At 56.4% G+C, this 23,507-nt stretch carries 26 protein-coding genes and 1 tRNA gene; 15 read left to right on the top strand and 12 right to left on the bottom strand.

The genetic code is table 11. The features are described from left to right. Window positions 1-7: 7 nt before the first annotated feature. Window positions 8-142: a 50S ribosomal protein L34 gene (gene rpmH / locus BEN30_RS17655; RefSeq protein WP_084004921.1), complete on the bottom strand. Its 135-nt coding sequence runs from the start codon at window positions 140-142 to the stop codon at window positions 8-10. Between the two features lie 242 nt (window positions 143-384). Here rpmH and BEN30_RS02305 point away from each other — a divergent pair, with 242 nt between their 5' ends. From BEN30_RS02305 to BEN30_RS02280, 6 genes are all read left to right on the top strand, one after another. Then, window positions 385-1,089, top strand: a complete 705-nt coding sequence (locus BEN30_RS02305) for a TVP38/TMEM64 family protein (RefSeq protein ID WP_069956711.1) — start codon at window positions 385-387, stop codon at window positions 1,087-1,089. A 135-nt stretch (window positions 1,090-1,224) separates the two neighbouring features. After that, a complete protein-coding gene (locus BEN30_RS02300) occupies window positions 1,225-2,130 on the top strand; it encodes a DUF4405 domain-containing protein (protein ID WP_069956710.1) in 906 nt (301 codons plus the stop codon). Next, the gene (locus BEN30_RS02295; RefSeq protein WP_069956709.1) at window positions 2,127-2,930 is read left to right on the top strand and encodes a methyltransferase domain-containing protein; all 804 of its coding nucleotides are present in this window, start codon (window positions 2,127-2,129) and stop codon (window positions 2,928-2,930) included. The genes BEN30_RS02300 and BEN30_RS02295 overlap by 4 nt, the downstream gene beginning before the upstream one ends. A 112-nt stretch (window positions 2,931-3,042) precedes the next feature. After that, a complete protein-coding gene (gene panB, locus BEN30_RS02290; RefSeq protein ID WP_069956708.1) occupies window positions 3,043-3,909 on the top strand; it encodes a 3-methyl-2-oxobutanoate hydroxymethyltransferase in 867 nt (288 codons plus the stop codon). A gap of 32 nt (window positions 3,910-3,941) precedes the next feature. Beyond that, window positions 3,942-4,805 (top strand): pantoate--beta-alanine ligase, encoded by an 864-nt coding sequence (panC, locus tag BEN30_RS02285; protein WP_069956707.1) that lies wholly within the window; start codon window positions 3,942-3,944, stop codon window positions 4,803-4,805. Then, a complete protein-coding gene (locus BEN30_RS02280) occupies window positions 4,802-5,230 on the top strand; it encodes a YqaA family protein (RefSeq protein ID WP_069956706.1) in 429 nt (142 codons plus the stop codon). The genes panC and BEN30_RS02280 overlap by 4 nt, the downstream gene beginning before the upstream one ends. Here BEN30_RS02280 and BEN30_RS02275 read toward each other — a convergent pair. From BEN30_RS02275 to BEN30_RS02265, 3 genes are all read right to left on the bottom strand, one after another. After that, window positions 5,225-6,316, bottom strand: a complete 1,092-nt coding sequence (locus BEN30_RS02275; protein ID WP_069956705.1) for a PQQ-dependent sugar dehydrogenase — start codon at window positions 6,314-6,316, stop codon at window positions 5,225-5,227. The genes BEN30_RS02280 and BEN30_RS02275 overlap by 6 nt on opposite strands. Window positions 6,317-6,458: 142 nt before the next feature. Next, window positions 6,459-7,742, bottom strand: coding sequence for an OmpP1/FadL family transporter (locus BEN30_RS02270; protein WP_084004919.1), 1,284 nt, complete (start codon window positions 7,740-7,742; stop codon window positions 6,459-6,461). Between the two features lie 389 nt (window positions 7,743-8,131). Beyond that, the gene (locus tag BEN30_RS02265) at window positions 8,132-9,199 is read right to left on the bottom strand and encodes a hypothetical protein (RefSeq protein ID WP_245648961.1); all 1,068 of its coding nucleotides are present in this window, start codon (window positions 9,197-9,199) and stop codon (window positions 8,132-8,134) included. Window positions 9,200-9,623: 424 nt separating this feature from the next. Here BEN30_RS02265 and BEN30_RS02260 point away from each other — a divergent pair. Next, window positions 9,624-9,700 (top strand) — tRNA-Arg (locus BEN30_RS02260). 89 nt (window positions 9,701-9,789) lie between these two features. On the opposite strand, the gene BEN30_RS02255 is transcribed toward BEN30_RS02260, so the two are convergent. Genes BEN30_RS02255 through BEN30_RS02240 form a run of 4 tightly spaced genes read right to left on the bottom strand, consistent with a single transcriptional unit; the run spans window position 9,790 to window position 12,203 of the window. Beyond that, the gene (locus BEN30_RS02255; protein WP_069956703.1) at window positions 9,790-10,254 is read right to left on the bottom strand and encodes a DoxX family protein; all 465 of its coding nucleotides are present in this window, start codon (window positions 10,252-10,254) and stop codon (window positions 9,790-9,792) included. A 9-nt stretch (window positions 10,255-10,263) separates the two neighbouring features. Further along, the gene (locus BEN30_RS02250; RefSeq protein WP_069956702.1) at window positions 10,264-11,034 is read right to left on the bottom strand and encodes an HvfC/BufC N-terminal domain-containing protein; all 771 of its coding nucleotides are present in this window, start codon (window positions 11,032-11,034) and stop codon (window positions 10,264-10,266) included. Next, a complete protein-coding gene (gene bufB, locus BEN30_RS02245) occupies window positions 11,018-11,926 on the bottom strand; it encodes an MNIO family bufferin maturase (RefSeq protein WP_245648960.1) in 909 nt (302 codons plus the stop codon). The genes BEN30_RS02250 and bufB overlap by 17 nt, the downstream gene beginning before the upstream one ends. A 16-nt stretch (window positions 11,927-11,942) precedes the next feature. Beyond that, window positions 11,943-12,203 (bottom strand): BufA1 family periplasmic bufferin-type metallophore, encoded by a 261-nt coding sequence (locus tag BEN30_RS02240; protein ID WP_069956701.1) that lies wholly within the window; start codon window positions 12,201-12,203, stop codon window positions 11,943-11,945. Window positions 12,204-12,389: 186 nt separating this feature from the next. On the opposite strand from BEN30_RS02240, the gene BEN30_RS02235 reads away from it, so the two are divergent. Both BEN30_RS02235 and BEN30_RS02230 read left to right on the top strand, forming a co-directional pair. Next, a complete protein-coding gene (locus tag BEN30_RS02235; protein ID WP_084004918.1) occupies window positions 12,390-12,989 on the top strand; it encodes a sigma-70 family RNA polymerase sigma factor in 600 nt (199 codons plus the stop codon). Then, window positions 12,986-13,648 carry an NrsF family protein gene (locus tag BEN30_RS02230; protein ID WP_069956700.1) on the top strand — a complete coding sequence of 221 codons (663 nt, stop codon included), beginning with the start codon at window positions 12,986-12,988 and terminating at the stop codon, window positions 13,646-13,648. The genes BEN30_RS02235 and BEN30_RS02230 overlap by 4 nt, the downstream gene beginning before the upstream one ends. Before the next feature lie 9 nt (window positions 13,649-13,657). On the opposite strand, the gene BEN30_RS02225 is transcribed toward BEN30_RS02230, so the two are convergent. Together BEN30_RS02225 and BEN30_RS02220 are read right to left on the bottom strand one after the other, a co-directional pair. After that, on the bottom strand, window positions 13,658-15,115 hold the full coding sequence (locus BEN30_RS02225; RefSeq protein WP_069956699.1) for a tetratricopeptide repeat protein: 1,458 nt from the start codon (window positions 15,113-15,115) through the stop codon (window positions 13,658-13,660). 24 nt (window positions 15,116-15,139) lie between these two features. Beyond that, a complete protein-coding gene (locus BEN30_RS02220) occupies window positions 15,140-16,612 on the bottom strand; it encodes a tetratricopeptide repeat protein (protein ID WP_069956698.1) in 1,473 nt (490 codons plus the stop codon). 96 nt (window positions 16,613-16,708) lie between these two features. On the opposite strand from BEN30_RS02220, the gene BEN30_RS02215 reads away from it, so the two are divergent. The 3 genes from BEN30_RS02215 to BEN30_RS02205 all read left to right on the top strand — a co-directional run bounded on the left by BEN30_RS02215 (window position 16,709) and on the right by BEN30_RS02205 (window position 19,771). Continuing rightward, the gene (locus tag BEN30_RS02215) at window positions 16,709-17,602 is read left to right on the top strand and encodes a radical SAM protein (protein ID WP_245648959.1); all 894 of its coding nucleotides are present in this window, start codon (window positions 16,709-16,711) and stop codon (window positions 17,600-17,602) included. A 172-nt stretch (window positions 17,603-17,774) separates the two neighbouring features. Further along, complete coding sequence (locus BEN30_RS02210; protein WP_069956697.1) at window positions 17,775-19,496, top strand: methyl-accepting chemotaxis protein; 1,722 nt, start codon at window positions 17,775-17,777, stop codon at window positions 19,494-19,496. A gap of 77 nt (window positions 19,497-19,573) precedes the next feature. Beyond that, window positions 19,574-19,771 (top strand): hypothetical protein, encoded by a 198-nt coding sequence (locus tag BEN30_RS02205; RefSeq protein ID WP_069956696.1) that lies wholly within the window; start codon window positions 19,574-19,576, stop codon window positions 19,769-19,771. On the opposite strand, the gene arsC is transcribed toward BEN30_RS02205, so the two are convergent. Further along, on the bottom strand, window positions 19,768-20,109 hold the full coding sequence (gene arsC, locus BEN30_RS02200; RefSeq protein WP_069956695.1) for an arsenate reductase (glutaredoxin): 342 nt from the start codon (window positions 20,107-20,109) through the stop codon (window positions 19,768-19,770). The two genes, BEN30_RS02205 and arsC, sit on opposite strands and share 4 nt — an antisense overlap. A gap of 164 nt (window positions 20,110-20,273) precedes the next feature. Here arsC and BEN30_RS02195 point away from each other — a divergent pair, with 164 nt between their 5' ends. Beyond that, complete coding sequence (locus BEN30_RS02195; protein WP_069956694.1) at window positions 20,274-20,711, top strand: c-type cytochrome; 438 nt, start codon at window positions 20,274-20,276, stop codon at window positions 20,709-20,711. Between the two features lie 2 nt (window positions 20,712-20,713). On the opposite strand, the gene BEN30_RS02190 is transcribed toward BEN30_RS02195, so the two are convergent. Then, on the bottom strand, window positions 20,714-21,319 hold the full coding sequence (locus BEN30_RS02190; protein WP_069956693.1) for a regulatory protein RecX: 606 nt from the start codon (window positions 21,317-21,319) through the stop codon (window positions 20,714-20,716). Between the two features lie 72 nt (window positions 21,320-21,391). On the opposite strand from BEN30_RS02190, the gene BEN30_RS02185 reads away from it, so the two are divergent. Together BEN30_RS02185 and BEN30_RS02180 are read left to right on the top strand one after the other, a co-directional pair. Continuing rightward, window positions 21,392-22,171, top strand: a complete 780-nt coding sequence (locus BEN30_RS02185; RefSeq protein ID WP_069956692.1) for an ABC transporter permease — start codon at window positions 21,392-21,394, stop codon at window positions 22,169-22,171. A 126-nt stretch (window positions 22,172-22,297) separates the two neighbouring features. After that, complete coding sequence (locus BEN30_RS02180; protein WP_069956691.1) at window positions 22,298-23,479, top strand: aspartate aminotransferase family protein; 1,182 nt, start codon at window positions 22,298-22,300, stop codon at window positions 23,477-23,479. Window positions 23,480-23,507: the final 28 nt, after the last annotated feature.

The following is a 23,507-nucleotide window of genomic DNA, read 5'->3' as shown; positions in this document are numbered from 1 at the left end:
ACGGGAATTAAGCGGACAGGCGCTTACGGCCTTTGGCGCGGCGTGTTGCCAGAATGCGGCGACCGCCAACGGTTGCCATACGGCTGCGGAAGCCATGACGGCGTTTGCGGACCAATACACTTGGTTGATACGTGCGTTTCACGTGCCTTCTCCATATCTAAAATCAAGGTGCGGTGTATACGGGCTAAGGGCCGTGAAGTCAACGCCGCGCATGCCAATTTGGCGATCTTTTTTTCCTCAGGTTTACAATGCTTTTCAAATGCTTTGACGATCAGGACGTATTAGTTTTGAACTGATCGTTCCACATCGTAGGCCTAAAAAGCATGCTACAGTGCGGATGGCAGAACATGCAGACACCCAAATTACCTGTAACGGTGCCCTTAAATGACAGAAGACAAGACCAAAGTCGATGTTAAACGTTTCCTCCCCCTTTTATTGGTGGTGGTGGGTATGGGTGTTTTTTTTGCATCAGGGGCCAACCGCTATTTAAGTTTTACCGCCCTTTCCCACCACCGTGCCGATTTGCTGGCCTTTGCCAGCGAACATGGTGTTGCATCCGTGATGGTCTTTGTCGCGACCTATATCGTCGTTGTGGGGTTGTCGCTGCCCGGTGGGGTGTGGTTGACGTTGGCGGGTGGGTTTGTGTTCGGCGGTGTGCTGGCGGGGATTTATGTCGTATTTGGCGCGACCATTGGCGCCACCTTGATTTTTTTGGCGGCGCGCACGGCCTTTGGCGATGTTTTGCGGGGCCGTGCCGGGGCGGGGGTGGCCAAGATGGAAAAAGGCTTTCGCCAAAACGCCTTTCAGTATCTGTTGGTGTTGCGCTTGGTGCCGTTGTTTCCGTTCTGGTTGGTGAATTTGGTTCCAGCCCTGTTGAATGTAAAGTTGAGCACCTATGTGACTGCCACCTTGATTGGCATCATTCCCGGTACGTTTGTTTATGCCCATGTGGGCGCGGGGCTGGGGGCGGTGTTTGAAAGTGGCGCAGAACCCGATTTGGGGATCATATTCCAGCCGGAAATTCTCCTGCCCATTTTGGCGTTGGCGACTCTCTCCTTGCTGCCGATTTTGTATCAAAAATGGAAGTGAAGGCCCTGAAATCATGACCGACATTTGATCGGGCATTTTCTTGCTCAATTATTTTAAATCTGCACAAGACGCCCCTTAAACCGGGTATAATGAAAGGTCCTGAGGTGAGCGTTTCATCGGGGACAGGAGAACGTCATGTCGACAGATCATACGGATTTAGAAAAGCCCCCTCTCACGCACAAAAAAACCAGTTACCGGGCCATGACCTCGTTGGTGACGACGTGGTCGTTTGTCATCGCCACGGTCACAGGGGTGGTGCTGTTTATCGTGCCTCAAGGGCGGATCGCTTATTGGGTGAACTGGAAATTGTGGGCACTCAGCAAAGACGGTTGGATCGATTTGCACGTCATCTTTTCCATCGTGTTTGTCGTCGTGGGCGTTGCCCATCTGGTCTACAACTGGAAGCCGTTTAAAAACTATATGGCGACCAAAGCCGCGGGGCACGTTCACGTGACGCGCACCGTATATGGCTCGTTGGCCATCACGGCGGTGTTTTTTGTCCTGTCGATTTTCAACCTGCCGCCGGCCAGCTGGATCTCGGATTTGGGGGCGAGCTTTAAAGACGGCTGGGTGATCTCTGCCGATTATGAACCACCTTTTGGACACGCCGAAGACGTGTCTTTGGCGGGGTTTGCCCAGCGCCAGCGCATCGATTTGAAAACGGCCGAGGCTGACTTGAAAGCGGCGGGGTACAAAATCCCCGATGTGCAGATGAAGCTGAAAGACTTGGCCGCGCTCAATGACGTGACGGCCATGGATCTGTATCTGGTCATTCGGCCGCTGGAACAACGCCCCAAATTGAAAGCAACCCTGAATCCCGTCGATGTTGAGGCGCAGTTTTCCGGCAGCGGCATCGGGCGCAAAACCGTGGCGCAGATGGCGGCAGAGCTGAATATGGATGTGTCTACCGCTCAGGCGCGCTTAAAGGCGGCGGGCATTGAAGCGGCGGCCAATGATAAACTCAAAGCCTTGGCCGAGACGCATAACGTACAGCCCATGGATTTGGTCAAACGCATGCAGATTGAAGGCTATAAGCCATGAATAAACCCATAAAAGCGGCTTCTCCGGCGGCGTGGGAGCCGGAGCACTATTTGAAGTTCTCTGATTTGCGCCTGCGTCCGGCTTTGGATTTGTTGGCGCAAATTCATGTCCAGGCCCCAGAGACCATCACCGATTTGGGCTGTGGGGCGGGCAATGTGACGCCATTTCTGCGCCAGCGTTGGCCCGACGCCTTGGTGACGGCGCTGGACAGTTCACCCGAAATGTTGACCCGTGCCCGTGCGGAACACCCCAATCTCGGCGTCACGTGGCTTGAAGCCGATGTGCGCAGCTGGGCGCCAGCTAAGCCACAGGGGCTCATTTTTTCCAACGCGGTGCTGCATTGGGTGGACGATCACCAGGCCCTCTTTCCCCGTTTGATGGGCGAGTTGGTGTCCGGCGGCGTGCTGGCGGTGCAGATGCCGCACCAGTTCGCCGAACCGTCCCATGTGCTGATGCGCGAGGTGGCGCGTTCAGGCCCCTGGGCGGACACCCTGACCCCCTTGCTGCGCGATGCCCCGCTGGGAGACATGGGGTCCTACTACGACGTCCTGGCCCCTTTAAGCGCCACTGTAAACATTTGGGAAAGCACCTATGCGCAAATGCTGGACGGCGACGACGCGGTGTTGGATTGGATCGGTTCCACCGCCCTAAAACCCCTGATGGAGGCGTTGACGGAGGATGAGCGTGTGGTGTTCCGAGATGCCCTGGCCGCAGAACTGCAGATTGCCTACCCCAAACGCAGCGACGGCAAAACCCTGTTCGCCTTTCGCCGTTTGTTTATCGTGGCCCAAAAAGCTTAAATCATACACGGCGCGGTACCCGGGCACGGCACGCTTTGCAATGTGCTGCGTTTTCGGGTATATTGTGCGCTGCAACATTGCTGAGAACTTCATCAGATTCTGGGGAATCGCCATGAGTACACACAAACCCGTCGATTTAGATGACGCGGTGCGCAAGTTGACCGTACCCGATATCCGGGCGCGCAAGCGCCGCGACGGGGCCAAACCGGTGGTTTGCCTGACCGCGTATACGGTGTTGACGGCGCGCTTGTTGGACGCACACACGGATCTTTTGCTGGTCGGCGATAGCCTCGGCATGGTGTTGTATGGCCTGGATTCAACCATTGCCGTCACCATGGACATGATGATCGCCCACGGCCAAGCGGTCATGCGCGGCACCAAACGCTCATGCGTGATTGTCGATATGCCGTTTGGCTCTTACCAAGAAAGCCCGCAAATCGCGTTTCGCAATGCCGCGCGCATCATGAAAGAAGTGGGCTGTGCCGGGGTGAAGATCGAAGGCGGCGTAGAAATGGCGGAAACGGTGAAGTTTCTGTCTGAACGCGGTATTCCGGTCATGGGCCATGTGGGTTTGATGCCGCAATCGGTGAACACGGCGGGTGGCTTTAAGGCCCAGGGCCGGGGCGACGTCGAGGCGCAAAGAATCGTCGTCGACGCCAAGGCCATTGCCGATGCCGGGGCGTTTGCCATCGTCGTCGAAGGCATCATGGAACCCATTGCGCGCCGCATCACAGATGAAATTGATATCCCCACCATTGGCATCGGCGGCTCGCCCGCGTGCGATGGCCAGATTTTGGTCACCGAAGATATGGCCGGTTTGTTCACCGACTTCAAACCGCGCTTCGTCAAACGTTACATGGATTTGGGCAGCGGCTTGGCAGAGGCCGCGCGTTTGTACGCCGACGAAGTCCGCAGCGGCACGTTTCCGGGTGATGAGCATTGCTTCGGCGTGGTCAAAAAGACCCCGAAGCATCGATAACGCACAACACTTGAGCCACCAGAGAGCCTCTCATGAGCATTTCCACCCTTCGCACCGTTGCCGATTTGCGCGCCCAGGTTTTGGCCTGGCGCTTAGAGGGCCTCAGCATCGGCCTGGTGCCCACTATGGGGGCCTTGCATGCCGGGCACCTCAGTCTGGTCCAGGCGGCCTTGAAGGATTGCCAGCGGGTCATCGTCACACTGTTTGTCAATCCGACCCAGTTTGGAGAAGGCGAAGACTTCGCCGACTATCCACGCAATGAGGAAGTTGACCGCGATTTGGTCGCTTCGGAAGGCGCGCACGTGCTGTTTGCCCCCGATGTGGATGAAATGTATCCGGGCGGTTCCATAACGGAAGTGCAGGTGCCGGGATTGGACGCCGTCTTGGAAGGCGTTTACCGCCCTGGGCACTTCACCGGGGTCGCTACCGTCGTCACCAAGCTGCTTTTGCAAAGCTTGGCGGATCGGGCATATTTTGGGCAAAAAGATTACCAGCAGCTGCAAGTCATCAAGACCTTGGCGCGCGATCTGTGCATCCCCACCGAAATCATTGGCGTCGAAACCTTGCGCGAAGCGGACGGCTTGGCCATGTCGTCGCGCAACATTTATTTGACCAAGACCGAACGCGCCCAGGCCCCTCAACTGAACGCCGTGCTGCGCCACGTGGCCAAGGGCTTTCGTGCGGGTGGTTCGGGCGCGACCTTGTGCCGGGAAGGGGAGGTCGAATTGGCCGCCCGGGGCTTTGGCCCGGTGGACTATGTTGCCATCGTTGACGCCACCACCTTGCAGCCGGTCGAGCACTTTGACACCCACCGCCCGACCCGCGTGCTGGCGGCGGCCAAGCTGGGTCGGGCGCGCTTGATTGACAACATCGACGCCCATTCGCTGCCCGAATGAGCGGTTATCTGGGCCTTTTCACGGCGGCTTTTTTGGCCGCGACCATCTTGCCGTTTTCCTCCGAAGCCGTATTGGCGGGGTTAAGCTCCGCGGGCGGCTTTGATGTGCTTTGGCTGTGGGCCGTTGCGACCCTGGGCAACACCTTGGGCGCGCTGGTCAACTGGGTGTTGGGACGGTGGTGCTTGCACTGGCAAGATCGCAAATGGTTCCCGTTTCAGTCTGATGATTTGCAAAAGGCTGACCGTTGGTTCGCCAAGTGGGGGGTGTGGTCGCTTTTGCTCAGCTGGGTGCCCATCATCGGCGATCCCATCACCTTTGCGGCGGGCTTTTTGCGGGTGAATTTTGGGGTATTTATGGTGCTGGTGACGCTGGCCAAGGGCGGGCGCTATGCGGTGGTGTTGGCGTTGGCCCATGGTTTTTTATAAGTTAGGGTTTTTGTAGATCACCCGGTAAACCAATCCGGCGGCGTCGTCACTGATGAGCAGAGATCCATCGGGCAGCTCTTCCAAGTCTACGGGACGCCCGCTGACGGTGCCGTTCTTTTTCAGCCAGCCCTGAATGAACGGCCGGGTGTCGATGACGTGGCCGCTTGCATCAAAACGAATGCGTTTGATCTGATACCCAACCGGTGAGGACCGGTTCCACGATCCATGCTGGGCGACCAAGGCATCGTTTTGATAGGCACTGGGGAACATCCCCCCGTTGTAAAAATCAACGCCCAAGGGGGCCACGTGGGCCTGAAAGGCGACGATTGGGGGGACGGTGTCTTGGGGAGGACTCACAAGTTTAAACTGAGGGGTGCGATCAGAGCCGCCGCCAAACCAGGGAAAGCCGAAGTGGGTGCCGGGGGCGGTCAATTCATTCAGTTCGTCGGGCGGGCTGTCGTCGCCCATACCGTCGGCCCCGTTGTCGGTAAACACGATGTTGGCGGTGCGGGGGTTCACATCCATACCCACCGTGTTGCGGATTCCGGTGGCGACGATTTGGGGCTTATCCCAGTGTCCGGGAGTGAATTTTAAGATGCTGCCTTCAAAGCCCTGTAAGCTGCACACGTTGCACGGTGATCCAACCCCCACATAGAGCGCCCCATCCGCCCCAAACCGCGCAGAGCGATTGCCATGCCACGGTTTATCGGGCAGTTGATCGTAGAGAATTTCGACGGAAGCCTCCCCGAGCGCATCGATGGACGGGACCGGGTAGCGGGTGACGCGATGTTGCTCCACCACGTACAAAAACCCGTCTTTCCACGCGATCCCATTGGGGGCCTTGAGACCGCGCAGCACCGGATAGGTCGGGCGCTGAGTGTCGTCATCGGAAATAGGGATGGCGTAGACGGTGTCCGTGCGGGTGCTGATGAATACGAAGCCCAATTCTGCGGCCAGGGCCAGAGACCTTGCGCCGGGGGCTTGGGCGAACACGGAAATGGAAAAACCGGGTTGCAGGGTCAGGCCGTCCAGTGTGGGGGACGCAGCCTTGGTACTGGAAAGGGCCCATGTCTCGAAAAAAACCACAACGATACATACTGTTACCGCTATTATTGGTAGAGATCTCATCATGGACCAAATATTGGCATCTATTGGTTCAGGTGCAAGGGCAAAAAAACTGCCCGGAGCTTCTGCTCCGAGCAGTTTGAACGCTGTTAGGCGAGTAGGCTTAGAATTCGTATTTGAAACCGACTTCTAAGTCATCTTGATACATTTTCAGATCAATCGGGGAGCCATGGTTGACGTTGGTACCCGTAATGTTTGCTGCAAAGGCGTGCGTGTAAGCCATCGACAGAGACATGTTCGGCGCAAATTCGTAGGTGCCACCGAAGCTCAGGTGGGTGTTGACCGTGGCCGGAGCGAGAATGTTGAACAAGGTTTCCGTATTGCTGAACGCTGCGGAGTTGTGGCTAACGCCGGCCCGCAAGGTCATTGCTTTGCTGTAAGCGTATTCGCCGCCCAGTTTGAAGACGTTCATGTCATCCCAGCCGAAGCCGATACCGTTGCTACCACCAAGAGACGAAGATCCAGTTGTGGTGCCGGGTATGTTTCTGTTGAACCCGGATGTGGGGGTGTTGTGCGAGTTAGAAATAGATTCGACGTCGCCATAGAAGATGCGTTCAGCGTCGGCGGAAACTTTCAGCTTTTCGGTGGGTTTGAAGGTCGCCCCCAAGCTGACGGTCGCGGGGATATCAAACTCACCACCACCAGCAAACAGCCCTGCATATTTTTTTAACTTCTGCATATACATGCGGCTTTGCGCCATGGCACCAAAGCTCAACTGGTCGTTGACTTCGCCGATCCAGCCCAAACGCAGGCCATAACCATATGAATAGTCTAAACCATTGTCGGTCAGCTTGTTGGGGTCAGTGGAAATGGCTTTGAAACCCTGGAGGCCGGTCGCTTTGAATCTTTGTGCGGCAATGGTCGGCGTGATGCCGAAGGTGTTTGATGCGCCCAAGTTGCGAGAATAGGTAAAGCCAAGCAGGGCCTGTTCCAGATTGATGCCAGTGGCATCGGATGTGCCGCCGGTGAAAACGTTTGTTTGATAGTTGGTGTTCATGCCGCCGTTAGCGCTCATGGTCACACCTAAGGAATACTCGCCCATGTCGTAGTTGAGGCCAAACGAAGGGACCAAGAAAATGTTTTGTGAACTTTTCTGGTCGTTATCATTGATAAAGGCTGCAGGTCCTGCACCGGCCGTCGAATATGCGCGGCGGGGTGAGAAGACGGCTACGCTAGCATCAACGCGGTTGCCCAGGGCACGCATACCGGCAGGGTTGTTGGTGCCCGCCTGAGTGTCTTCAGGACTGGCAACGCCTGCGCCAGCCATCCCTTTGGCTGCGGTGCCGTAGCCGTTTGAAAAATAGCCGTTGGTGGCGTTCGCGGTGCCGGCAGCCATAAAGCTTGCGGCGACACCTGACATCAGGACCAGCTTAAACGTTTTCGTCATTTAGGTATTTCCCCCTTATCGCCGTTCTGCCCTGGCAGGCCCGTATCGGGTCGGCATTGTTTGCGGTAATTGCGCCCTTGATCAACCTACAATTCAGAGTTTGACTTCGTGATACGCAAAGTAAATTTCTTGGCGGTTATTGCTCTTCGCCATGTGTAACAGGAATTTAACGGATTATCATCAATTAGGAGTAGTACCTGAGTAGCACGATCAGTATTTTTCTAATGTGTTGCAATTGTGCAACAGGGTGTATGTGGTAAATTTTATGAAGCAAGCGGTTGTGCGCGGGGAACAAAGTTGTTTTACACCTGGTTTTTGGGGTAGCGCAAAATAAAGCGCCGACCTGATTGCAGATCGGCGCTTTATATGGAGAGAGGCTTATAAGAAGTTCAGCGCAAATAAAGATGCACTTCATTGGTGAGTGCGCTGGCGATGGTCTTGCCGGAAACCGCAACACGTGCGGGGGGTAGGCCCATCTCAACCAACGAGCGCAAGACTTCTTCGGCTTGACGACGTGCTTTGGTGGAATTCAAAGCCACGCGCGCCGGTCCGCCGGATGTGGGCGCGACGGCCACCAGATCGAAAGAGGCATTGGGGCGACGTTCCAAAACTTTGCCCACCGCATTGTAGAGGGCTTGTTGGTACGGCACTTTGTCGCGATCAAAGCGAATCACCACCAACGGGCGACGTCCGGTCGTATCCATCGGTTTGCCGGCGACCGGGCCGGGACCCGATGCGCTTTGAGCGACATTGTTGAGGCTTGCGCCGTAAATTTCACCCGTTTTGATGCCTGCGGCCACGGTGTTCAAATTTGACCGTTCCGAGGCGACATAACTGCTTTGGCGGCGAATGTCTTCGGTGGTTTCCGTGAGCAGACGCTCAATCAAAACCACCGTTTGATCGACTTCATCTTCCAAAATCGTCAGTTGGCGGTGATCTTCGTCCACTGCGCCCGACACGCCAAAGGCGGCGCGGGTCGATTCGGCCAGATAAGAGGACATGGTGGACATGCCTGAAACCGAAGTCGCCAGCTTGTTCATCGAAGCAATGCCGACATTCAAGTTATCCAACGACGTTTGAGCGGAATTGAATTGCTGCACCAAAATGGGGTTGCCCGGTGTGGTTCCCACTTGAAGACGAGAATTTATGGAAGCAACCAGACCGTGATAGTTCTGTGCGTTGGCGACCATTTCGGCGCGCTGCGTTTGCAACTGACTATTGTGGGTGCTGACCTGATCTTGCAGACGCTGTAGCTCAGAGCGCAATTCGGCGACCTTGCGGCCTACGAATGTCCCGGTATCTTGGCCCGGCGTTACGCCTACGGGCTTGAAATCCGTTGTGCCAAGCTGCGGCGGTTGCGTGGCAATGCCCCCATCAACAGCTGTTTGATTGGTTGAGCTCGCCGATGCCGGTAGCGCCGAGGACGGGGAATCCGCCGCAGGGTCTTCACCAGTCAACGATGGCCACAGAGCAGATTCTGAAAAAGAGCAAGCCGGCAGGAAGAGTGCGGTTGCTACAATTATTGCCCGGTACTTCGAAAAATCCATTTCGCGCATTCGCCTTTAAACTTGGAACCTTAAATCGGAGTCTGAAAAGGCCATCCCCCAGGATGTGAGGCAAGTCCTTCAAAGCGTTTGAATAACATGCTTCACGGCTATTTTGCAGCGATCTTACTCAATGCCTCCAGCGGCGGCAAGGGTGGATTTCGATAAATGCCAAGGGTGGATTTCGATAAATGCCAAGGCTTTATCTCCGGGGGCGTGTTCGGGGCATATATCGGCAGGTCACAAGAATGTAAAAAACCGTGATCTTCCCTCTTGCCAAGGCGTTGGGGGTGGGGTAGGTTCCGCCCGCTTCCACAACGTAGTGGACAAGCACTGTGCACCCTTAGCTCAGCTGGATAGAGCATCTGACTACGAATCAGAAGGTCGGGCGTTCGAATCGCTCAGGGTGCACCAAATTAAAGCCTCAGAGATCCTGTCGCATCGCGATATTGACCTCTGAGGCTTTTTCCTTTTGGGTTTCTTTTATCAATATTTTTAAACGGTTAAGAGCTTTTTGGAATGCACTTTCCAAAGGCTTTGCAGAGCAATGTATCGGCTGCCAACCACCCTGGCCCGCGCGCCAAAATCAGCATTAAGGCCGTCGCCCACAGCAGGTGATCGGGCCAACTGGCGGGGTAAACAAACACTTCGATGACGATCGTCATCCCCAACAGACCAAGGGCCGAAAGCCGGGTGGCGAGACCAACGATCAACAACGCCCCTAACATGTGCTCGGTGATCGTGGCCATGTATGCCGCCACTTCGGGCGACAGCAAAGGGACCTGATATTCTTCGCGAAAAAGGTACACGGTGGTGTCTGTGATGTTGAAATCGCTGTCAACTTTGGTTTGTCCGGCACGAATAAAAAAGGCACCCATACTGATGCGGGCCATCAAGGCCAAAAGGGCGTCGGGGGTGCTTGTGAGGTGTTTGACCACTGTATAATAAAGCTCAGTCAGGACAGACATGGGATTTTCCTAGATGAAAAAGGTGTGAAACGCGCCTGCACGGATAAGGACTGACAGGGTCGCCGTGGGATCAAAATCGGCCATGAGACGCTGGCCGGACAAAAAAGCGTCTTCGAGCCGCTTGCCGGCACTTAACTGGGCCGTCATCTCAAAACCACCCCGAGAAAGCTCAATGAAGGTTACAGATGTTTGGGCCCGCAGCACGGCGAGGCGCTGCGCCCCTTCGTTCAAATCCACGCGGGCGTCGGGATCGGCACCGCATTGATTGACGTCCCAGATTTCTTTGATAGGGTACGCCGACGCAACAAGGCGCAGGCTCGGGTGGAGGGTGAAAATCAAATCGCCATAGGTTTCTGGGTCAATCTTTGCCAGTGCGCTGGCCGATAGCGGTTCGGCGTCAACGGCATAAAAGCTTTCATTCCAGGCCCATTCCAACTTGGCCACGTCCGATAAATAGGGCAGTTCGGCCACGGCGGGAACGTTCGCAAGATAATCGCCAAAATGACCCCCGTATTCAAACAGGCACGGCGAGCGGGGCGGATGGGCACGCACATACGCCCGCGCAACAGAATCAAAAAAAGCTTCGCCAACCAATTTTTTAACCACGGGATACGTGGTGCCCAAAACCTCACAGAGCAAAACGGTGGTGTTGTTGCGGTGGATACTGAGGCGCTGTTCCGCCTGCAACCCATCACCAATGATGGCGGGTGCCAGTGTGATTGTATCACCGCCAAGCGATGCCTCGCCAAACGAACTTTGTAATTCAGCCAATGCAAGCACGGTGAGTCTCCCTTTGCCCGCACAGGGTCATAATGGCGTCGGCCTTGGCGGCTTCGCCCAGCAAAACGTCTAGGGCAGGGATGTTGGTGTCCCATTCAATCAAGGTCGGCTTTGGTCCAGTGCGCTTAATCAAGTGTTCATAAAGGGCCCACACTTCACCACAAATGGGGGAACCGTGATCGTCGATGCGGATGGTGCGCCCGTCGATCACCGTTTGACTATGACCCGCCATATGAATCTCACCGATCAGATGGGCCGGGATCTGGTCAAGATAGGCAACGGGGTCAAAGCCGTGGTTGTGAGCGCTGACGTAGACGTTGTTGACATCCAGCAACACGCCGCAGCCGCTTTGGCTCACGACATTGAGTAAAAATTCGGGCTCAGAAATAACGGAATGTTCGTAGCGCAAATAAGAAGATGGATTTTCGATCAGAACCTGACGGTTCAGCGCATCTTGCATTTCGCGCACGTGGGCGGAAAACACGTCGAGACTTTCTGCGGTGTAAGGCAAGGCAATGAGGTCATTTAAGTAAACGCCGTCGGCAATGCTCCACGACAGATGTTCGGACACCCAACCGGGCTCAATGCGGCGGTCCAAATCAACCAGGCGCTTTATGTGGGCTTGGTCCAGAGGTCCGGCGCTGCCCAGCGACATCCCGACACCGTGCAGGGAAACGGGGTAGCGTTCGCGCAAGGCCGTCAGCCACTTCAGCGTTGGTCCGCCCGTGCACATATAATTCTCGCTGTGCACTTCCAGCCAGCCGATGTTTGGCTGGGTGTCGAGAATCTCTTGATAGTGCTGCGCCTTGAGCCCGATCCCAGCCCGGTTTGGTAACGGGCTTGACGGAATCGGGCTGGCAAGACTTTGCGCGGTGGGAGCCATTTGGTCCATCTGGCGCAATCCGGTCTTACATAGGTTTCAATGTGCCACCGGCAATTTTTGCGCAGGTGCCAACCGGAACGGCGACAAAAGCACTTGCTTCGTGATCCATTTTGGCGGTCCCGGCGCAAGATGACGTTTCGGTTTTGCAGTCGTTGTGACCTGCTTTGGCGATGCCGTAGCATTTTTCCATATCAGCGGCGCTGACGTCTTGCATGGCGGCGGCCGACAAGGCGACGGTCATGGCGGCGGCGAGAAGCGGGGCTTTAGCGAGAGATTTAACAGACATGGAATTCTCCTAAATAAGATTGACGTGATAAAGACCCCGAAAAGGGTCTGGATTGGGTTTCAAGGAACGGTGTATCGTGTCCCTTCCCCTACAAGTTCGATGCCGTGATGCAATGGGTTACAAATTATTTTTGAATGAATAGTGTAAAACCCTACATTGACCCAAAACGCCCATGTCAGGAATGTAATGGCAGACGAGACACGCGACGCCCAATGGTCTGAGTGGATGGCGCTGGCGCAAGACGGTGACGTTGTCGCCTATCAAAGCTTGCTGGCGGCGGTGTTGCCGTTGCTGCGCGCCATCGTCGGAAAACGCATTAACGATCCCGATAAAGGTGAAGATGTCGTTCAAGACATCTTATTGAGCTTGCATCGTAACCGTCATACCTACGATCCCAAGCTGCCGTTTCGACCGTGGATCAGCACCATTGCGGAACGCCGCACCATGGATGCTTTGCGTAAAATGTACAGACAAGGGGCTCACGAAGTTCTGGTTGACGAATATCCTGAAACCTTTTTGTCCGATGAAACGAATACGCCGTTAGAGGACGATCTTGTGTTCGCGTCGGGAGACGCTCTCAGCCGCGCGCTCAAAACCCTGCCCGCAGGGCAGCAGACAGCCGTGGAATTGTTGAAATTGCGCGAAATGAGTCTTAAACAAGCGTCTGAGGTCAGCGGCATGTCCGTGGCGGCGCTGAAGGTGGCGATGCACAGGGCGCTCAAAAACCTTCGCGTTGAAATGGCCCCCAAGGTGGAGCGGCCCAAAGGCGGAGCGGTAGGAAAATGAACAACTCAACCGAAAACCTGATTGCCGCATTGTCGCAGGACTTGCCCCCGGTGAAACGCTTGGCGTCACCGGGGCGGCGTCTTGCGGGCTGGATGGCCGTGGCGTTGCCGATGTCCTTGGTGATGGGGGCGTTGGTCGAACGGCAAAACATGGTGTTGGCGTTTGAGCGCCTCACCAATGCGCGCTCGCTGCTGGAATTGGCAGCGATTTTGTTGACTGCCCTGACGGCCGGTTATGCGGCGCTGTGCGGGGCGCAACCGGGGCGCGCCAAGCACGCTTGGATGTTGCCGGTGTTGCCCTTTGGGGCATGGCTGGCGTTGATCGGCGAAAGTTGTTTTCGTTTGTTCGAACAGGTTGGCCCGGAGCATTTTTCGTTTGCGCCGCATTGGACCTGTTATCCCTCCGTCGTGGCGACGGGCGCGGCACCGGCCTTGGTGATGGTGATTTTGATCCGTCGCGGCATGTTGACGTCACCGACCGAAACGGTGGCGCTGTCCGTATTGGCGGCTTCGGCGCTGGGCGCGGTGGGTTTGCGGTTGTTCCATGCCCCCGACGCAACGGCGCTGGTGCTGATGTGGCAGTTGTTGGCAACCGTGACCTTCTTGGCGCTGTCGTCCTTGATCAGCGCTTATCTGAACAATCGTTCCGCTTCCGCTTAAATCATGGCTCTACTTTTTTGAAGAGGACTCGTCATCTTCCAGCCACCACATGGCGGGGTCGTCGTTGGTGCTTTTGGTTGCGCCTTCGGGAAGACTTTCCGTGGCGTGGGCGATATTCTTTTCCGTAATTTCCACCATACGGGTGAGCCCCAGCGCACTGTAGACCTCGCGCGCGCCCATAAAGGCGTCCAAGGCGGCTTCTAACTGTTTGCTGTTATCGGTCATGCGGCCCAATGTAAACAGCGCGCTGCCCATGTTGTTTTGGGTCGCCGCCCAAAGTGTCGGATGGGCCGCGCGTTGACGCACGGTGAGCGCTTGGGCATAGGCCTCAACCGCACGGGTTAAAACCTCATCGCTTTTTAACTCCCGCCCCAACACTTGTGCCGCCTGGCCAAAGTTGTTCATGGTCTGGCTCCACAACATGGGTGTCGAGCGCTTGGAGAGGACTTTGAGCGCGCCTTGAAACAAGCCCAGGGCTTCTTTGATGTATTTTGAGCCTTGGCTTTTGAGATCCAGGCGATAGAGAACTTCGCCCAACTGGTTTTGGGTTGTGGCCCAAGGAAATGGCGTGGCCTCAAGGCTAAACACCTCCAAGGCGGCGCGGTAAGCTTCGACGGCACGGCCCAACGTCTCGCTGTCGTCGGTGCGCTCGCCAATGGCTTGCAGCACGGTGGCTAAGTTGCGCTGCAAGTAGGCCCAATTGGTGGGGCTCTCAGTGCGGTGCGTGCCCTTGATGGCTTTGGCGTAAGACTGGGACGCCCGCAGATAGACTTCGGTGCCGGGAAACAGGTGGCCGAACGACGCCAAGGCGTTGGCGAACATGGCGTGGATGGACGCTTGTTCACGCACCGTAAAGTCGGCGCGGATATGCTCCATGGCGGCGGCCGCGTGTTCCAGGGTTTCGGCCACCAACTGACGGCGATTTTGGCGCTTGCTGTCGATTTGCGGGTGCATGGCCGCCAAGGCCGAGGCCCGCAACAGCGCGCCTAAATCCTGGGGATCAAAACCCACGGGCAACATCAGAGCCTGGAATGGCGAAATGGTGCCTGCGGGGGCCTCATCCACGGGCGGCGGGGCGGCAAAATGAATGAACAGCGTTGTTCCAGGCGGGGGCACATCACCCCAAATCACCAAATCGGCATTGTATTTGCCCACCCAGTTCATCGCTTGCGCGCAGGCGGCGGGCAGATGGTCGGTGCGCACCAGCACCGGATTGAGGATCGGCACGTCGCGGATTTGATTGAGGTGGATGTTATCAAGGCCCGAGAAGGCCTCCATGATGGTGCGCGCATGGTCGACGCCTGCGGCATCGACAAACGGAGCAATGACAATTTCCAGCTCAGTTCCGGTCAAAGCCCGGCCAAACAGCCGGGTCAAAAGTCCCGGTTTTTTGCTTTTGTGGGCTGCCGGGGCCGACGGCAACATCGGCTCAGTCTGGACGTTAGGATTTGTGGGCTTGGCGCTCATCTTCACTTCCGTTCAAAAGGGCCGTCAGCTTCCTTTTAAGACTTCCAGGAGGGCTTTGCGTACTTCGGCAACCGTGGCGGTCCAAGGCGTATCGGCAGGGCGGCGGAAAATACGCATGCTGGGATACCAAGGGCTGTCTTCGCGATCTTGCAACCAGCCCCAATCGGCCCCCGTGTCCAGCACCATCCACACCGGTTTTCCCAGCGCACCGGCCACGTGGGCGGCAACGCTGTTGGTGCAAATCAGCAAATCCAATTGATCGATGGTCGATGCCAAATCGGCGATGTCCATCAACGATTGCCCGGTGGGTTCGATGATCGGCTGAAGCCCCAGGCGTGAAATGTCGTTTGCCCCGGCACCGCGTTCCAAGGAAAACATCTGCAAATCCGGAACACCCATCAGTTCCAAAAAGTCGTCCAGCATCATGTCGCCGTGACGCTTGGGCCCTTTGGCGGCGCGGCCTTCCCAACTTGCCGACCATACCAAACCAATCGCCAAGCGGGTTTCGGCTTGAATGTTCAGCGCGTTTGCGCCAACCCGCGGCACGGGCAGGTAAGGGGTTTCTTCGGGCACGCTGTCGACCAGCGTCCCCAACCGCGCGGGCAGGCTCAGCAAGGGTACCTGGACATCGACGCCGGGGGCATCGGCGCCAACGTTGATGATGGCGGCGATGTCGGTGGACGAAGACAACAGGTGCTTTAAGTGGGGCGGGCATTCCACCACCACCTTCGCTCCGCCCCGCTTGAGCGCGGCGGCAAAGCGGACAAATTGCACCAATGTCCCTTCATCGCCTTCGTAATTGATCAAAATGGTGCGCCCTTGAAGAGCGGAACCGTTCCAGGTTTCTATGTCCTTGCGGCGGGGATCGCGTCCCGGCAGGGCGAGGCGAATTTCCAGCTCTTTGAAGCCGCGTTGCCAGTCGCCCATTTGCAACAGCGTGATGGCGTGTTCGACCCGGCATTGGGCGTAGGTGGGCTCAAGCTTTACGGCGCGGGCAAAATGTTCCAGCGCGACTTTGGTGTGGCCGCCTTCGCGAAAGGCCAGTCCGGCGTTGTAGAGCGCCTTGGGCGATTTGGGGCCATGTTTGACGGCGCGGCGATGGGCTTCCACCGCTTTGGCGGTTTCGCCGATATCGCGCAAGGCGTTGCCCAAATTGGTGTACACACTGGCGGCACCGGGGCGAATGCCCAGTGATCGGCGGTAACACGCAATTGCGGCCTCGGGTCGTCCGGCGCTGCGCAGCGCGACGCCTAAATTGTTGTACACATCGGGGGCGCTTGGGGCCAGGCGGAGAACGCTGGCATAATCTTTGATGGCTTGATCCAGGCGCCCGGCACGGTGATGGTCCAGCGCCCGGTCATAAAGATGACGCGCTTCATCCGCGTGCTCCGTGCGCGCGCTTGCCACCGCCGTATGGGCGGCGGGTGATCCCGTTTTTGTGCTCGCCTTTTGCCCCGGTTTCAGCACCGTTGCCTGAGCGGTATTTTGGTTCGCCATTTCGCCGTTCTGCCTCCTCGCCTCAGTATCGGATGTAAGCGGCTGAATTTCAAGGGAAACTGGAGATGGTCAGAATGTGACTTTGGCCCTACATTTATGTTTATGATTGTTTACGACATGCCTCTGTGGCGGCCACCCTCCGAAGGGCCGAATTTGATCATCCAAGCGACGCTCGGGTGCAGTTTCAACGCGTGTACGTTTTGTTCCATGTACAAGCTCAAAGGCTATCAAGCTCGGCCTCTAGCCGATGTCTTTGCCGATATTGACGCTGCGGCCCAGGACTGGCCGGAGGCCTCAAGGGTGTTTCTAGCAGATGGCGATGCGCTGGCGTTGCCCACAGACGATTTGGCGCTCATTTTGGATAAATTGATCGCGACGTTTCCCGATCTGCAACGGGTGACCTGTTATGCGACGCCGCAAAATCTCACCAAGAAATCACCCCTAGACTTGGCTAAATTGCGCGAAAAGCGCCTCACCTTAGTCTATTTGGGGATCGAATCGGGCTCCGATGCGATGCTCAAACGAATCCGCAAAGGTTCAGCAAAACTGATGAAAAACGGTCTATTGGCCGCTGCGGGCGCGGGCATTAAAGTGTCTGCGACGGTCATTTTGGGGCTCGGCGGGCAGGCGCATTGGCGCGAACACATCGAAGGTACCGCCGATTTAATCAATGAAGTGCCGCCCAAATTTCTCTCCACCTTGCAATTGGATCTTGATCCCGACCAAGAGCCACATTTTCGCGAAGCGTTCGACCGGGTTGAGGGTGCGGGGTTCACCTGGCAGAACGACGCCGGAATTTTGGATGAGCTGGCGTATTTGCTGGAACGCCTCGACCCGGAAAAGCCGGTTATTTTTCGCTCAAACCACGCCTCAAACGCCCTGGCGCTGGCGGGCAATTTGCCGCGCGATACGCCTGATTTGTTGGCCCAAGTCCGTGCTGCCAGATCTGGGGCCGCCCCGTTGCGGCCGCGTTTCCTGCGCAGCCTCTAGGGCCTAGTCGTTTTAAGGTGTTCCGGCGCTTGGGTAAAACCATGGGCTCAGTGTGGTATTCATGAAATATTCATGGTATGTGTGGAAAAAATGTGTGTCGTTTTCGGAGAAATAACTCCGGGGGAGAAAGCGGCAATGTTTTCTTCATATTCACGTCCTGTGGGGAGTTCTCATGTCAGTTAAAGCGCGTTTGGTTGCGGTGCTCGCGGTCATTTTGTTGGTGTTTACCGGTGCGGCCATTGTCACATTGGTCAACTTGAATGCTCAGCTTCCAAAGCTGGAGATCACGGAAAGCAACGCCAACACGGTGGCGACCGAGTCCATTCCGTTGATGGTCTTGATCAAAGAAATCAAGCTTGACGTGGTCCAGGTTCAGCAGTGGATTGGCGATATTTCATCAACCCGCGGGCGTGACGGCTTGGATGATGGCTTTGCCGAAGCCGCAGGATTTGCCGAAAAATTTGCGAAAGACGTGACCACCGCCCGCACCTTGGCGGCGTCTTTGGGTTTGGACGGTGTGGTGAAGGCGTTGCAAGGCGCTGAAGCCGCTTTCGGTCCCTTCTACGCAACGGGTGTTAAGTTGGGTCAAGCCTATGTGGACAACGGTCCAGAAGGCGGTAACCCGATGATGCCGGACTTTGACGCCGTTGCCGAAGCGATGGGCACCAGCATGGATGCGTTGACGGCAAAAGTCGAAGAGGCCACCCAGGTCCGCTTGGACAGCTTGCAACACTCCATTCACGACGTGCAAAGCTCTCTCGAAGGTGTGGCGCAGCTGAACTTGATTTTGACCGCCATCGGCTTGGTCATCGGGCTGGGCGCTGCGGCGTACCTGTTCTCGGTCATCAAAGGCTCCATCGAAGGGTTGTTGGCCGACATCAGCCATATTTCAAATCACGACTACACGGCTGAATCTGTTTTGGGAGCCCATCGTACCGACGAATTCGGTACCGTGGCCCGTGCCCTGGATGAAACCAAAGCCGCTTTGGCGGAAAGTGTAGAACGCGAAAAACAAGCAAAAGCGGCTGAAATCCAACAATTGGAAGAACGACGCACGGAACGCCTGCGCATGGCGGAACAGTTTGAAACCAGCGTCGGCGCGGTGGTGGAAACCGTTTCGGCGGCGGCCAGCGAAATGCAAAGCTCAGCAAAATCCGTGTCGGCCACAGCCGATCAAACCAGCCAACAAGCGACCAACGTTGCGGCGGCAGCGGAACAGGCGTCTTCCAACGTGCAGACGGTGGCCAGCGCGGCGGAAGAGCTGTCCAGTTCGATCTCTGAAATTTCTCGCCAAGTGTCGCAGTCCACGCGCATTGCCGGCGAAGCGGTTGCCGAAGTTGAAGGGGCCAACGCCAAGGTTCAAGGTTTGGCCGAAGCCGCCAATAAAATTGGTGAAGTGGTGGCGTTGATCACCGATATCGCCGATCAAACCAATCTGTTGGCTTTGAACGCGACCATCGAAGCGGCGCGCGCCGGTGAAGCGGGTAAAGGCTTCGCCGTTGTGGCGTCTGAAGTGAAAAACCTGGCCAATCAAACGGCTAAGGCGACGGAAGAAATCTCCAACCAAATCGGCGGCATTCAGACCGCGACCCAGGGGGCCGTGACGGCCATCGGGTCCATTGGCGGGATCATCAACCACATCAATGAGATCACCTCGGCGATTGCCGCAGCGGTCGAAGAGCAAGGGGCCGCCACCTCGGAAATCGCCCGCAATGTCGAGCAAGCGTCGAGCGGCACCCAAGAAGTGTCATCGAACATTTCTCAAGTGACGATGGCGGCTTCGCAAACGGGCAGTTCGGCCAGCCAGATTTTGGACGCGGCGACCGAATTGGGTCGTCAGTCCAATTTGCTCACCAAAGAGGTCGACGGGTTCCTTGCCACCATTCGCGGCTAAATTTCGCTGTGCTCAATTAAACGGGCGCTCTTTCTGGAGCGCCCGTTTTTTGTTGTGTGGTGCTCTAGAGCAAATTGATGACGTTTTCCGGTGGCGGCCCCCAGCGCGAAGCGGCGCGCTTGCGCGTTGCGTGCGCCATTGTCAAAAGATGGGCCGCGTTGCGCGGGCTAGAGCAAATTGATGACGTTTTCCGGTGGGCGGCCCCCAGCGCGAAGCGGCGCGCTTGCGCGTTGCGTGCGCCATTGTCAAAAGATGGGCCGCGTTGCGCGGGCTAGAGCAAATTGATGACGTTTTCCGGTGGGCGGCCCATCACGGCTTTGGCGCCTTTGACCACAATCGGGCGTTCAATGGCGCGTGGGTGTGCCACCAGCGCTTTGATGAGCGCGTCGTTGTCCAGGGCGGCGACGTCGATGCCTTCTTCGCCCGCTTCTTTTTTGCGTACGATGTCTTTGGCTTTTAGGCCCAGCTTGGTGAGGAGGTCTTTCAGTTCTGCAGCGCTGGGCGGTGTTTCCAGGTATTCAACGATGTTGGGCTCAATGCCTTTTTCGCGGATCAGTTCTAAGGTGGTGCGCGACTTGGAACAGCGCGGATTGTGATAAATGGTTACGGACATGAAAACGGCCTTTGTCTGTGAAGGAATGCAAAATCATTTCATGCACATATAGGCATGAGGATGGAAAAATAAAACCGCATCGGCCTTTATTATTGGGGAGTCGGACATATTTCCGATAAAGTTATATTTGATATAGTACGATGAAAAGAACAGAGGATCTCCCCATGAGCCGCTTGATCAAACATTTGCCTAAAATAGCTGTTTTGGTTTTTGTCCTCGGTGGGGGCGCTTTGTTGGCCTCCAAAATGATGAACAGCGCCAGCGTGCCTGGGGCACAAGTGGCCGTTACGGTTCCCACTTTGACGGCTCAGGCGGCACGCGGAAGCGTCACATTTAAAAAGATTTGTGCTCAGTGTCATGGCGATAATGGCGCGGGCTCTGATAAGGGGCCGCCTCTGATCCATGACATCTACAATCCCGGCCATCATGGCGACGGCTCATTTTACAATGCGGTGAGTAACGGCGTGCAGCAGCACCACTGGCCATACGGCAATATGCCGCCACAGCCCAAGGTCAAAGCCAATGATATCGGTGACATCATAGCTTATGTGCGTGAAGTTCAAATGGCCAACGGTATCGTGACTCGCGAACACCGTATGTAATTTTACGAAAAATTGTGCGCGGGCGGGTTGAGCAAGTCTTCCAGCTCGTCCTTGTCATCGCATTCCACAATGCGCTGGGCCATGTCGTAGCCAAAGCCGGCACGTGCCAGGGCGGCCATGTCTCTGTCTTTTTTGTCGTCGCGCTTGGTGGGATCGGCGTAGGGGCCCAAACGTCTGCGCCGCGCCAGTTTGATGGCGGCGGCCAGTTCCGGGTCGGGGTGTTCTTCTTCCAAGGCCTTGAGGGCTTGGTCAATGATGTCCGGCGCAATGCCTTTTTCCATCAACTTGATGCGAATAACCCGCCCCGCTGAGCCGCGTGCCATCAACGAACGCGCGCGGGTTTCGGCATAAGCCAAATCGTTGAGCAACCCGGATCGGAGGTAGCGTTCGATCAGTTCGTCAATCCAGCCGTGCGCGACTTGGACGTCTAAGTCTTCGTGATACAAGGAGGCTTTGTAAACCCGGCGTTCCAGGACGCGTTTTAAGTTCTGGGCGCTGGACGCATATCGGTCTAAATAATGCAGGGCAATGTTGGCCAGCCGCGCTTGGGTCATTTTGCGCGGGATGTAGGCTTTGGCTTTTTTGTCACGGGGCTGGTCATCGTTCATGGCAAGACTATATAAGTGTCGGAGTCATGGGGACAAGACCCCATCGGACCTTCGGCTAGGATACACGACCTCATGCAACAAACGCCTGCCAGCAATTGGATCGGCCTCTATACGCTGTATATGCGTGAAGTGCGCCGTTTCGTTAAGGTCTATACCCAGACCATCATCGGTCCGGTGGTGACGACGCTGTTGTTTTTGGCGGTGTTTTCCCTGGCCCTGGGGCGTGCGGTGACGGAAGTCCACGGGGTCCCGTTTATGCAGTTTCTGGCCCCCGGCCTGATCATGATGGCGATCGTGCAAAACGCCTTCGCCAACACGTCGAGCTCGATGATGATTTCAAAAGTGCAAGGCAACATCGTCGACACCTTGATGCCGTCGCTGAGCGCCCACGAGCTGACCTTCGGCATCGCCATGGGCGGCATGACGCGGGGCATTTTGGTCGGCATTGCGGTGACGCTGGTGTTGGCAATTTGGGTGCCGATCAGCATTCATCACGTCGGTTTTGTTCTGTTTCATGCCGTGGCGGCGTCGCTGATGCTGTCGCTGTTGGGCGTGATCGGCGGCATTTGGTCCGATAAGTTTGACCACATCGCGGCGGTCACAAACTTCATCATCACGCCGCTGTCGTTTTTGTCGGGGACCTTTTATTCCATCGAACGGCTGCCCGAATTGGCCCAAACCATCGCCCGCGTGAACCCGTTTTTTTATATGATCGACGGCTTTCGCTATGGCTTTATCGGCAACAGTGACGCCTCGGTGGTGACCGGAATGGCGGTTGTCGGCATCATGGACCTGGTGCTGTGGATCATCTGTTGGCGCATGTTCGAAAGCGGCTACAAGCTCAAGCCGTAAGCCCATTACCTTATTGCCATTGACATAAATGGCTTCGATTCCCATAATCCCCGGCTTTCCCGGGCGGCTTCGGTCGCCCGGTTGTGTTTTTTGGATTTGAGCTGAATTGAGAAGGAAACGATCGTCATGTCCGCGCTGATGCCAACCTATGCGCCTGCGGATCTCGCTTTTGTCAAAGGCGAGGGAGTCTATTTGTACACAGATGACGGACGACGTTTCTTGGATTTTTGCGCGGGCATCGCGGTCAGCTGTATGGGCCACGCCCATCCGCACTTGGTTGAAGCGCTGAAATCCCAGGCTGAAAAGCTGTGGCACGTGTCCAACCTGTACATCATTCCGGGCCAGATCGAATTGGCGAACCGGTTGGCGGCAGCGTCGTTCGCGGATCGGGTGTTCTTTTCCAATTCCGGTGCGGAAGCCCTGGAAGGGGCGATCAAAATCGCCCGCAAGTACCAAAAAGACCACGGCCATCCGGAACGCTATCGGGTCATTGCATGTGAAAACGCTTTTCACGGCCGCACTTTGGCGACCATCGCAGCGGCGGGCCAAGCCAAGTTGTTGGAGGGCTTCACCCCGGTGGTGGACGGCTTCGATCAGGTGGCGTTTGGCAACTTGAACGAAATGCGCGCCGCCATCACCGACGAAACGGCGGCGATTTTGGTCGAGCCGGTGCAAGGCGAAGGCGGCCTGCGCGAAGCCCCCGAAGGCTATCTGCAAGGCTTGCGCGACATTTGCGACGAGTTCGGTTTGCTGTTGATGTTCGACGAAGTGCAATGTGGCATGGGCCGCACCGGGAAACTGTTTGCCCACGAATGGGCGAACGTGATCCCTGATGTGGTCGCCACCGCCAAGGGCATCGGCGGCGGATTTCCGCTGGGCGCCATCCTCACCACCGAAAAAGCGGCGGTTTTGGGGGTGGGCAATCACGGCACGACTTATGGCGGCAACCCGCTGGCCATGGCGGTCGGTGGTGCGGTGTTGGACGAATTGCTGAAAGACGGGTTCTTGGATCACGTCGTTCACGTTGGCCACACATTGAGCCAAGGTTTACAAGCGTTGGTGAGAAAATACCCCACCGTGTTTGTCGCGGCGCGGGGTCAGGGTCTGATGCAGGGTCTCAAGTTGGTGGACTCCATCGTCAACCGTGAATTCAAGACGGAACTGGAAGCCGAAGGTCTTTTGCTGGCTCCTGCGGGCGATAACGTTTTGCGCTTGTTGCCGCCGTTGATCATTGAAGACAGCCACGTTGCGGAAGCCCTCGCCATTCTTGAAACTGTGGCCGCCCGTCACGATTTGGGTCACGTCTAAAGCCTATTTCTGTAAGAAGGAGAGCTGG

Origin of the sequence: Magnetovibrio blakemorei (assembly GCF_001746755.1) — a bacterium.
In the GTDB taxonomy this organism is placed as follows: Bacteria; Pseudomonadota; Alphaproteobacteria; order Rhodospirillales; family Magnetovibrionaceae; genus Magnetovibrio; species Magnetovibrio blakemorei.
Note: the sequence above shows the minus strand (reverse complement) of the source record. Positions and strands in the feature narration are given on the sequence as shown.

Bases quoted from the DNA above. Each gene is read 5' to 3' on its own strand.
- BEN30_RS02295 (WP_069956709.1), top strand. From the start codon at position 2,127: ATGAATAAACCCATAAAAGCGGCTTCTCCGGCGGCGTGGGAGCCGGAG.
- BEN30_RS02225 (WP_069956699.1), bottom strand. From the start codon at position 15,115: ATGAGCGCCAAGCCCACAAATCCTAACGTCCAGACTGAGCCGATGTTG.
- BEN30_RS02190 (WP_069956693.1), bottom strand. From the start codon at position 21,319: ATGAACGATGACCAGCCCCGTGACAAAAAAGCCAAAGCCTACATCCCG.
- BEN30_RS02215 (WP_245648959.1), top strand. From the start codon at position 16,709: ATGTTTATGATTGTTTACGACATGCCTCTGTGGCGGCCACCCTCCGAA.
- arsC (WP_069956695.1), bottom strand. From the start codon at position 20,109: ATGTCCGTAACCATTTATCACAATCCGCGCTGTTCCAAGTCGCGCACC.
- BEN30_RS02185 (WP_069956692.1), top strand. From the start codon at position 21,392: ATGCAACAAACGCCTGCCAGCAATTGGATCGGCCTCTATACGCTGTAT.
- panC (WP_069956707.1), top strand. From the start codon at position 3,942: ATGAGCATTTCCACCCTTCGCACCGTTGCCGATTTGCGCGCCCAGGTT.
- BEN30_RS02235 (WP_084004918.1), top strand. From the start codon at position 12,390: ATGGCAGACGAGACACGCGACGCCCAATGGTCTGAGTGGATGGCGCTG.
- BEN30_RS02180 (WP_069956691.1), top strand. From the start codon at position 22,298: ATGTCCGCGCTGATGCCAACCTATGCGCCTGCGGATCTCGCTTTTGTC.
- BEN30_RS02280 (WP_069956706.1), top strand. From the start codon at position 4,802: ATGAGCGGTTATCTGGGCCTTTTCACGGCGGCTTTTTTGGCCGCGACC.
- BEN30_RS02300 (WP_069956710.1), top strand. From the start codon at position 1,225: ATGTCGACAGATCATACGGATTTAGAAAAGCCCCCTCTCACGCACAAA.
- BEN30_RS02230 (WP_069956700.1), top strand. From the start codon at position 12,986: ATGAACAACTCAACCGAAAACCTGATTGCCGCATTGTCGCAGGACTTG.
- bufB (WP_245648960.1), bottom strand. From the start codon at position 11,926: ATGGACCAAATGGCTCCCACCGCGCAAAGTCTTGCCAGCCCGATTCCG.
- BEN30_RS02305 (WP_069956711.1), top strand. From the start codon at position 385: ATGACAGAAGACAAGACCAAAGTCGATGTTAAACGTTTCCTCCCCCTT.
- BEN30_RS02240 (WP_069956701.1), bottom strand. From the start codon at position 12,203: ATGTCTGTTAAATCTCTCGCTAAAGCCCCGCTTCTCGCCGCCGCCATG.
- BEN30_RS02270 (WP_084004919.1), bottom strand. From the start codon at position 7,742: ATGACGAAAACGTTTAAGCTGGTCCTGATGTCAGGTGTCGCCGCAAGC.
- BEN30_RS02220 (WP_069956698.1), bottom strand. From the start codon at position 16,612: ATGGCGAACCAAAATACCGCTCAGGCAACGGTGCTGAAACCGGGGCAA.
- BEN30_RS02205 (WP_069956696.1), top strand. From the start codon at position 19,574: ATGACGTTTTCCGGTGGCGGCCCCCAGCGCGAAGCGGCGCGCTTGCGC.
- BEN30_RS02210 (WP_069956697.1), top strand. From the start codon at position 17,775: ATGTCAGTTAAAGCGCGTTTGGTTGCGGTGCTCGCGGTCATTTTGTTG.
- BEN30_RS02195 (WP_069956694.1), top strand. From the start codon at position 20,274: ATGAGCCGCTTGATCAAACATTTGCCTAAAATAGCTGTTTTGGTTTTT.
- panB (WP_069956708.1), top strand. From the start codon at position 3,043: ATGAGTACACACAAACCCGTCGATTTAGATGACGCGGTGCGCAAGTTG.
- BEN30_RS02255 (WP_069956703.1), bottom strand. From the start codon at position 10,254: ATGTCTGTCCTGACTGAGCTTTATTATACAGTGGTCAAACACCTCACA.